9 protein-coding genes are annotated in these 9482 nt (G+C 60.2%); 3 read left to right on the forward strand and 6 right to left on the reverse strand.

Annotated elements, in window-relative coordinates; genetic code table 11:
* Positions 1–37 precede the first annotated feature (37 nt).
* The 4 genes from holA to ACR0AC_RS19965 all read right to left on the reverse strand — a co-directional run bounded on the left by holA (position 38) and on the right by ACR0AC_RS19965 (position 4636).
* Entirely contained in the window at positions 38–1066 is a 1029-nt protein-coding gene (gene holA, locus ACR0AC_RS19950; protein ID WP_480627116.1) for a DNA polymerase III subunit delta, read from the reverse strand.
* Positions 1063–1554 (reverse strand): LPS assembly lipoprotein LptE, encoded by a 492-nt coding sequence (gene lptE, locus ACR0AC_RS19955; protein WP_480780961.1) that lies wholly within the window; start codon positions 1552–1554, stop codon positions 1063–1065. Before lptE ends, holA begins: the two co-directional genes overlap by 4 nt.
* Complete coding sequence (gene leuS / locus ACR0AC_RS19960; RefSeq protein WP_480875622.1) at positions 1541–4075, reverse strand: leucine--tRNA ligase; 2535 nt, start codon at positions 4073–4075, stop codon at positions 1541–1543. Before leuS ends, lptE begins: the two co-directional genes overlap by 14 nt.
* A gap of 72 nt (positions 4076–4147) precedes the next feature.
* Positions 4148–4636, reverse strand: coding sequence for a DUF3576 domain-containing protein (locus ACR0AC_RS19965; RefSeq protein WP_170455232.1), 489 nt, complete (start codon positions 4634–4636; stop codon positions 4148–4150).
* Positions 4637–4921: 285 nt separating this feature from the next.
* Between ACR0AC_RS19965 and ACR0AC_RS19970 the strand changes: the two genes are divergently transcribed.
* A complete protein-coding gene (locus tag ACR0AC_RS19970) occupies positions 4922–5947 on the forward strand; it encodes a porin (RefSeq protein ID WP_480875624.1) in 1026 nt (341 codons plus the stop codon).
* Between the two features lie 104 nt (positions 5948–6051).
* A complete protein-coding gene (locus tag ACR0AC_RS19975) occupies positions 6052–6711 on the forward strand; it encodes a YggS family pyridoxal phosphate-dependent enzyme (RefSeq protein ID WP_480875627.1) in 660 nt (219 codons plus the stop codon).
* Here ACR0AC_RS19975 and ACR0AC_RS19980 read toward each other — a convergent pair.
* Positions 6695–7195, reverse strand: coding sequence for a L,D-transpeptidase family protein (locus ACR0AC_RS19980; RefSeq protein ID WP_480627120.1), 501 nt, complete (start codon positions 7193–7195; stop codon positions 6695–6697). The genes ACR0AC_RS19975 and ACR0AC_RS19980 overlap by 17 nt on opposite strands.
* Complete coding sequence (gene ribA / locus ACR0AC_RS19985; RefSeq protein ID WP_480875631.1) at positions 7192–8286, reverse strand: GTP cyclohydrolase II; 1095 nt, start codon at positions 8284–8286, stop codon at positions 7192–7194. Before ribA ends, ACR0AC_RS19980 begins: the two co-directional genes overlap by 4 nt.
* Before the next feature lie 161 nt (positions 8287–8447).
* Here ribA and ACR0AC_RS19990 point away from each other — a divergent pair, with 161 nt between their 5' ends.
* On the forward strand, positions 8448–9134 hold the full coding sequence (locus ACR0AC_RS19990) for a response regulator transcription factor (RefSeq protein WP_050605036.1): 687 nt from the start codon (positions 8448–8450) through the stop codon (positions 9132–9134).
* Positions 9135–9482 lie beyond the last annotated feature (348 nt).

Below are 9482 nucleotides of genomic sequence, written 5' to 3' on the forward strand. Positions count from 1 at the left end.
TGGCCCGGAACGGGCAGGGGTCAAGACAAACGCAGGGTCAGCGCGACCGGGCGAGCATTGCCAGACGGATCATGGCACGTTCGACCAGCGCCATCGCCGGGGCTGTCTGCCCGGCTGAGCGCAAGGACAGGTCGGTATCGGTCAAAACGGTCAGCGCCGTTTGCAGCTTGGGTGCGCCCCATCCCTGCGCTTGCCGCAGAATGCGGTCGCGGCGTTTGCCATAGACCGGCGGGCGCAGCTTGCCGATTCCCTGCGCCGCACCGCCGGGGTCCGAGGCGCAGGCGTAAAGTGTGCGAAAATGCCGGGTCGCACCGATGCACAGCGTCACCCCATTGGTGCCCTGCGCCTGCAGACGCCGGATCAGCGGCCCGATCTCACCAGCGCGGCCCTCGGCGACCACGTTCAGGACATCGTCCAGCGCCGCTTCGGTCGAACGGGGCGCGCAGGCTTCGATGTCCTCCAGGCTGAGTTCGCTGTCATCTCCGCGCTTGAACAGCGACAGTTTTTCAACCGTCTGGGCGAAATCGCCGGGGCTGAGGCTGACGGCCAGTTCGTTCAGCGCCGACATTGTGTCGCGCGGCACGTTCCGCAATCCGGCCTGGGCCAGCACACGCTCGACCTCGGCCCGTGAGGGCGGATCGTCATAGATACCAACCGCATAGGCCGCCGGGTGCGATTCGAAGGCTTTGCGGATTTTGGAACTGGGTTTCAGCTGCCCTGCGGTGACGATGATCTGCGCGTCTCCGGGTGCCCAATCCTCAAGCGCGGCCAAAATCGAGGGGGCGGCAGCATCCGTGGCTTCTTCGACGAACACGGCGCGGGGGCCGGGGAAGAAACCGACCGCTTTGACCGCATCCAGCAGTAAAGCGGGGTCGCCGCGCAAGTCGCTGCCGGGCATTCGGGTCAGGCGCATTTCCTCTTCGGCATTTGCGCCCAGCAAGGCCGCCAGCACCTGTTGACGCTTCAACGCCACCCGCATGGCATCCGCGCCGTAGATCAGCAGGCCGGTCTTGTCTGCATCCGGTTTGGCGAAATAGCCGTCAGCCTCACGCGGGCTCAGCTTCATGCGGTCAGGCCCGGCGTGGCGTAAAGGCGATTGACGATCTGATCCGACAGAATCGTCATCAGGCGCCGTGTCGCGTCGCGTTCATCGGCGAGTGTGGAAACCGTTGACCCAGACGCCGAATAGCCCACGAAATCGGTGACGGTGCCCGAGGCCACGATCTGCCCCGAGGCGTTCGAGCGCAGCGAATACTGCGCCCGTCCGTTGATCGTGTAGCGGTTGGTCTCGTTGGTTGTGGTGATGGCCGCGCTCTGAACCTGAGTAGAGACCTGCACGCTCAGCTTGTAATCCTTACCCGAGGTCGCACTGCGCCCAAGCTGCTGTTCCAGATTCTGAACCAGAAGGAACGTGTTTTCGTTATTTGGCGCAGACAGTTCGACCTTGCCAAACAGCGCCGATCCTGCCCCGCCCGGAGCGTAAACCGGTTGAAAGCCGCAGGCAGCAAGCGCCAGCGGCATCAACAGAAAGGTTCTTCGGTCAAACGACGACATTCACGATCCGACCCGGGACAACGATCACTTTCTTCGGGGCCGATCCATCCAGCGCCCTTTGCACAGCTTCGGTGCCAAGCGCGAGTTTTTCAACCTCGTTCTTGTCCATGTCCTTTGGAACGCTGATTTCGGCGCGGCGCTTGCCGTTGATCTGGATCGGCAGGGTGATGGTGTCATCGACCAGCATCGCCTCATCGGCCACCGGCCATGGCGCAGTTGCCACCAGCCCTTCGCCGCCCAGCAACTCCCAGAGTTCCTCTGACAGGTGCGGGGTCATCGGCGACATCAGTTGCGCCAGTGTCTTGGCGGCCTGACGCTTGGCGTCGGTGCCCGCCTTGGATTTGGCCAGCGTATTGGTAAAGGCGTAAAGCTTGGCAATCGAGGCGTTGAAGCCAAAGGATTCGACGCCTCCGGTCACATCATGGATGGCTTTATGCATTTCACGCAGCAAGGTTTCGTCTTCGCTGTTGGCCGGGTTGTCCGACTCGGCGATTTCTGAGGCGATGCGGTGCACGCGGGTCAGATGTTTGTACGCGGCCTCGGCCCCGGCGGCGGTCCACTCAACGTCCCGCTCGGGCGGCGAATCGGACAGCACAAACCAGCGCGCAGTATCTGCGCCAAAGGCCGAGATGATGCTGACCGGATCGACCACGTTCTTTTTGGACTTCGACATTTTGGCCGAGGGGATGATCTCGACCTCGGTGCCGTCGGCCAGTTTACCGTCGGTCACATCCTCGGGCAGGTGATAGACCGGGCGGCCCTTGGCGTCGCGGGTCTGGTAAATCTCATGCGTTACCATGCCTTGCGTGAACAGCGCATTGAACGGCTCGATGGCCTTTTTCGGCAGATGCCCGGTGATCTGCATCGCCCGCGCGAAGAAACGGGAATAGAGCAGGTGAAGAATCGCATGTTCGATGCCGCCGATATACTGGTCGACATTCATCCAGTATTCGGCCTCGGCCAGATCGGTGGGCGTTTCCGCGCGCGGAGCGGTGAATCGGGCGAAATACCACGACGAATCGACGAATGTGTCCATCGTGTCGGTTTCACGCTTGGCCGGGGCACCACAGGACGGGCAGGCGCAGTCACGCCAGGTCGGGTGGCGGTCCAGCGGGTTGCCCGGTTTGTCGAATGTGACATCGTCGGGCAGGCGGACCGGCAGATTCTCTTTCTTCTCGGGCACGACGCCGCAGGCATCGCAATGCACAACGGGAATCGGGCAGCCCCAATAGCGCTGACGGCTGAGGCCCCAGTCGCGCAGGCGGTATTTGGTGACGCCTTCACCCCAACCCGCCTTTTCGGCGAAATCGACGGTGGTGTTGATGGCCTCATCGCCCGTGGCCTCGGTCAGGCCCGCGAAATGGTTCACCCAGCGCACCTTTTCGGTCTTCGGCGGCACAAAGGCGATCTTGTCGACCGGCGTGTCATCGTCCAGCGCAAAGAAGGTATCGATCACGGGCAGGCCGTATTTGCGGCAGAAATCGAGGTCGCGCTGGTCATGCGCCGGGCAGGCAAAGATTGCCCCGGTGCCGTAATCCATCAGGATGAAATTGGCGATCCACACCGGCAGCTCCCAATTCGGATCCAGCGGGTGGCGCACGCGGATGCCGGTGTCATAGCCCAGCTTTTCTGCCGTTTCGATGGCCTCTTCGGTGGTGCCGCCCTTGCGGCATTCGGCAACAAATTCAGCAACTTCAGGGTTCTCAGACTCCAGCGCCTTGGCAATCGGGTGATCCGGTGAGATGCCCACAAAGGACGCACCCAGCAGCGTGTCGGGCCGAGTCGTATAGACCGTGATCGGCTCACCTCCATCGGTGCGTTCAAAGCCGAATTGCAGGCCGCGTGACTTGCCGATCCAGTTTTCCTGCATCAGACGCACTTTGGCGGGCCAGTTGTCCAGCGTGTCCAGAGCGTCCAGCAGTTCTTCGGAGTAGTCCGAGATCTTGAAGAACCACTGCGTCAACTCGCGCCGTTCCACCAGCGCGCCCGAACGCCAGCCGCGCCCGTTTTCCACCTGTTCATTGGCCAGAACGGTCATATCCACCGGGTCCCAGTTCACCACGGCGTTCTTGCGGTAAACCAGCCCGGCCTCGAGCATGTCCAGAAACAAAGCCTGCTGCTGGCCGTAATATTCCGGGTCACAGGTGGCAAATTCACGCGACCAGTCGATCGACAGACCCAGAGGTTTCATCTGCCCGCGCATGTCGGCGATATTGCCGTAGGTCCAGTCCTTGGGGTGGCCGCCGATGGCCATCGCGGCGTTTTCGGCAGGCATTCCAAACGCGTCCCAGCCCATCGGGTGCAGCACGTTATGCCCGGTCGCCAGCTTATGCCGCGCGATCACGTCGCCCATCGTGTAGTTGCGCACATGCCCCATGTGGATTCGGCCTGACGGGTAGGGGAACATCTCAAGCACATAGTATTTCGGCTTGTCCGCCTTGTGGTTGGCGGTGAAGATCCCGGCCTTGTCCCAGGCCTCTTGCCATTTTGCTTCGATTTCGGTGGCCGAGTAGCGCGACATCATGCGGTCCTTCGTGAATGAAAACGCCGGGTCAGAACCCGGCGTGGTCTTAGTGCGAATTTCGACGGGTTGCTAGAACTTACTGTCTGCAACGCGCAACTGACGTGCGCGGGACAGGATCGCATCCTCAACCGCGCGCGAGGTTGCCGCGCTGACGGGTGCACCGCCGCTGGACTGCAACGCAACCGACAAGGACCGCGCCGCAAGCGCCGGGTCGCTGATATGCACGGTTGCCCTGTACGAGCGTCCTCCGCCCGGAGGAGTGCCGTAACCCGTTACAATTACGCCGGTAAACGGATCCACCTCTTGAACAGGCAGGAAGCTGAGAACGTCCAGCGATGCGGCCCATAGGTAACGGTTCACATTCGCTGTTTGCTCAGCACCGCTGCGGTCGAACACATCCCAGATGGTCGAGCGGTTGGAGTCGTTCAGCTCTCGTTCAGCCGAACGGGTACTGTCCGTATTGTTGTAAACCGGATTTGGCGCGGCGCCTCGATTCGGGCCGCAGGCGGAAACGGCGGCGGTAATTGCAATCAGACCCAAAATCGTCGGCAGGCGCATTGTCAGCAGATCCTGTTTTCACTTGCTATACATCGTCGGGGGATACTCCTAACTAAGGTCCCTGTGTGCAACAAGCCTATTCTTTATGAATTGTCGGTGTGATTGCCGCCTGACAGGCCCCAAAACCGACTGTGGCATCCTTGCACCAATCTGATCCCAATGAACCGCCCCCTTTTATGCCAAGCTTGCGCAATGGGGGCAAAAAGAGCGAAACGGTGTCCGTGCTGAGACATATGCCTTGGTATGTGTCGAGTAGATAAAACTTTTGAAACCGAGGGAAACAAGATGAAAAAAGTTCTCTTCGCAACGACGGCGCTGATCGCGACCGCAGGCGTTGCAGCAGCTGAAGTGAAATTCAGCGGTTATGGCCGTTTCGGTCTGGGCTATCTGGAAGACCGCACAGGCACCGTTGACACCGTGTCCGTCGTAACCGGTACAGGTTCTGGCGCAGCAACTGGCGTTGAAACCGACGAAACCATCCTGGTCTCGCGCTTCCGTCTGAACATCGACGGCATCGTTGAAACCGACGGTGGCGTACGCTTTGAAGGCCGTGTTCGTATTCAGGCCGACGAAGACGCAGGTAACGGCGAAGCAGACGCAGCCAGCCTGAACGGCGCGCGCTTCTCGGTCATCTTCGGCGGTCTGCGTGTTGACGCGGGCAACGTTGCTGGCTCGTTCGACAACCTGGCGAACTACTACGGTAACGAGCCTGGTCTGGAAAACTTCATCGGCCAGTATTCGGGCGTTGACTACAGCTTCCTGGCCTATTCGTCGACCGGTGAAGGCTCGAATGCTGTGTTCTTCCAGTATGCAGTTGGCGATTTCGCGTTTGGCGCGTCGTATGACCAGCGCACCTTCGCAAACGCTGCGGCAACCGGCTCGGACACCACCGACGCCGACCGTTGGGACATCAGCGCGACCTACACCTTCAACAACATCACTGCCGCTGTGGCCTATGGTGAGACCAGCGACATTGGTTCGCTTGACAAGCAAAGCCTGGCCGTTCTGACCCTGGGTGCAGAATTCGGTGACTTCTCGGGCACTCTGTTCGTCGCGGACGATGACGTTGCAAACGATGCTCGCAACGGTACTGCATACGGTCTGTCGGCTGCTTACAACGTGAACGCAGCAACCACCCTGACCTTCGCCTACGGTGACGGTTCGGCTGACGACGACCTGCAGCAGTACGGCATTGGTGCCATCTACGACCTGGGTGGCGGTGCATCGCTGCGCGGTGGTATCGGCAACCAGAAGCGTGGCGACGGCGACAGCCAGCTGCGTGCTGACTTCGGTGCACAGTTCAACTTCTAAGTTGATCTGAACCGAACGGTTCTTAGGGCGGGTCTTTGGACCCGCCCTTTTCTTTTGCCCGCACATGGTGTTCTGTCGCGCCAAAGACAGATTTGAGGAACGCCATGTCCCTGCAAGACATCACCGCCCGTATCACAAAGGCCGAAGCCAAAGCAGGCCGGGTCCCCGGTTCGGTCAAACTGATCGCCGTATCGAAGGTCCAGCCGAATGAACGGGTTCAGGCCGTACTGGAACAGGGCCACCGCTGTTTCGGTGAGAACCGGGTGCAAGAGGCGGCAGGCAAGTGGCCCGCGTTCAAAGAGCAGTTCGACGGGATAGACCTGCACCTGATCGGACCGTTGCAAACCAACAAGGCACGGCAGGCGATGGAACTGTGCGACGCGATCCATTCCCTCGACCGCCCGAAACTTGCCAAAACCCTGGCGCGGCTGGCGCAGGAGATCGGAGCCTGCCCGGACCTGTTCGTTCAGGTCAATACGGGGGAAGAGGAGCAAAAGGCCGGGATTCTCCCGACCGACGCGGATGGATTCATCGCAGAATGCAAAGCTCTGGACCTGCCGGTACGGGGGCTGATGTGCATCCCACCGGTCGAAGAAGAGCCCGCGTTGCATTTTGCCCTGCTGGCCAAAATCGCTGAACGCAACGGGTTGAACGGCCTGTCCATGGGAATGAGCGGTGATTTCGAGCAAGCCATCGCCCTTGGCGCGACCCATGTGCGGGTCGGCTCGGCCATTTTCGGCGAGCGGGTCAGACCTGAGGAATAATCAGCCGCGTGCCCGGTGCGATCCGCCGGGCGATCCAGTGCAGGTGATCGCGACGGAAGGCTACGCAGCCTTCTGTCGGAAAGCCGGGCCTGCGCCATTGATGGATAAAGATGGCCGACCCAGCCCCCGGCACCGCATTCGGCCAGTTCCAGTCGGTTATCAGGACCAGATCATATAACGGATCCGCCCGGCGCATCTTTTCATGGCTGAAGGCGTAAGGCGCTGAAACCAAACTGTTATACTGGTCATCGGACATATCGTCGGACCACAAATCCGTCGGGCCGATGGGCCGCGCCCAGGAACAGGGTGCAACTATTCGATCCGGGCGATACAGCATCCCTACGATGCGGTGCGTTCCGGTTGGGGTGGCCCCGTCGCCTTCGCGTTTCGCGGCGCTCAGACCCCCTTTCCCAATCGAACAGGGAAAGACGCGGCCCAGAAACCGGACGCCGCGTGGGGTCCAGACCAGATCGCCCGGTGTCACAGTAAATGCCCGGATTTCGCAGCCTTGGTGGCCAAGTAGCCGCGGTTATGCGCTGTCCCGCCCACTTTCAACGGCACGCGCTCGGTCACTGCGATGCCGGTTTTCTCCATCATCGAAATCTTGGCCGGGTTGTTGGTCAACAGACGCACCGAGCTAAAGCCTAGCGATTTCAGAATGTCCGAGCCCAGCCGGAAATCACGCTCATCGTCTTCAAAGCCCAGCCGATGATTGGCCTCAACAGTGTCAAACCCCTGATCCTGAAGGAAATAAGCGCGCATCTTATTGGCCAGGCCAATCCCGCGCCCCTCTTGATTCAGGTACAGCAATACGCCTGCACCCTCAGCCCCCATTTGCGCCAACGCGCCCCGCAACTGCGGACCGCAGTCGCATTTCAGACTGCCCATCAGGTCGCCGGTAAAACAGGCCGAGTGCAGGCGCGCCAAAACCGGTTTGTCGCGATCCGGACGGCCGATTTCTACGGCATAGTGCTCCTCACCACCGTCTTCGGGGCGGAACACGTGCAGACGTCCTGCCTCGGACACCTCCATCGGCAGACGCGCGGCAACAACCGGGTGCAGGGCGCTGCGATCGGCCAGATGAGGGGCCGCACGCGTGTGATCGATGCAGGTGAGGCCGTGCTGTGCAGCAAAGGCCCGGCCGTCCTCAACCGGCATCACAACAGCTGCGGGCAACAGGCGTGCCGACTTGGTCAGCGCGATGGCAATGCGATGCAGGTTGGCATTCCCCTGCCGCTCGGTTATCAGGGGGCCCTTCATTGGCGCGTTCAGATCATCCGAGGGATCGGCAACCGCCTGCACCCAGTCAATCTCAACATCTGCCGGGATCACAACCCGCGCCAGATCCCCGTCATAGGCGCGCGCTTTCAGCGTCTCGGCCCGCCGTCCGGTGATCGCGACCACAGGTGTCCCGCCAAGCCCGCGCAAATCCGCCAGACGTTGGGGGTTGAGCGTCTCGGCCGCAAGCGCCAGCACACTGACGCCGCTGTCGTCGGTCAGGGCCACAGGCACGCCCATGCGCAGGTCAGCCCGGGCGCGGGCCAGCAGCTCGGTGATGTCGGGGTTCAGACTCATTGATAATGCCCAATCGCGTTCGGCGGACTTCTAACGGTTTCCAAAAGAAATGTGAAACATTTCCGCCGCGTCTGACACGATGGCGTGAGACGGGTGCAGCAAAGCTTGTCGATTGCATCTTCTACGCGCAAGTGATGGAAAAGGCTTAGGAGGACCGCGAAATGGCTCAGCTCAAGAAAATCCTGCTGGTGGATGACGACGAAGACCTGCGCGAAGCGCTTAGCGAGCAACTGGTGATGACCGAGGATTTTGACGTGTTCGAAGCCTCTGATGGTTCGTCAGCGATGGAGCGGGCCCGCGAGGCGATCTACGATCTGGTCATTCTGGATGTGGGACTGCCCGATACCGACGGGCGAGAGCTGTGCCGCCTGATGCGCAAACAGGGCGTCAAAAGTCCGATCCTGATGCTGACGGGCCATGACAGCGACGCCGACACGATCCTGGGCCTGGATGCCGGCGCCAATGACTATGTGTCTAAGCCCTTCAAATTCCCGGTTCTTCTGGCCCGCATCCGCGCGCAACTGCGCCAGCATGAACAATCCGAGGACGCCGTATTCGTTCTTGGCCCGTACACCTTCAAGCCAGCCATGAAGATGTTGATCACCGAAGAAGACCGGAAAATTCGTCTGACCGAGAAAGAGACCAACATTCTCAAGTTCCTGTACCGCTCGACCGATGGCGTCGTGGCACGCGATGTGCTTCTGCACGAGGTCTGGGGTTACAACGCCGGTGTCACCACCCACACGCTGGAAACGCACATCTACCGTCTACGTCAGAAGATCGAGCCTGATCCATCGAATGCACGCCTTTTGGTCACAGAATCGGGTGGATATCGCCTTGTATCGTGATCCGAGGTGGATTGATTTGGATCAAAGTGATACTCTGGCCTCATAATTAGGTTACTCCCAACCCGCGCATGTCCGGGTTATGACATGCACCTCCCTGTTGGACTGCCGGGCCTGATGGCCCGGCTTTTTTTGTGGGGAGTTGATTTATAAATGTCCGCTTTGAGCCCAAAGTGGACAACGAAAAGATGGCCAATCAGTATAGGGTTTCTATTGCGTTTTCCTAACAGCGGCTACTCAATTGCCGTGCGAAATGTTGCGGTAAGCCGTTTGTTCAAACCGTGATGAGGTTCGGCTGAAGAACCGTAGTGCAACTCCGCCAAAGCAGCGATGTCATTGAAAATGACTACA

The organism is Ruegeria sp. H7, assembly GCF_056532945.1.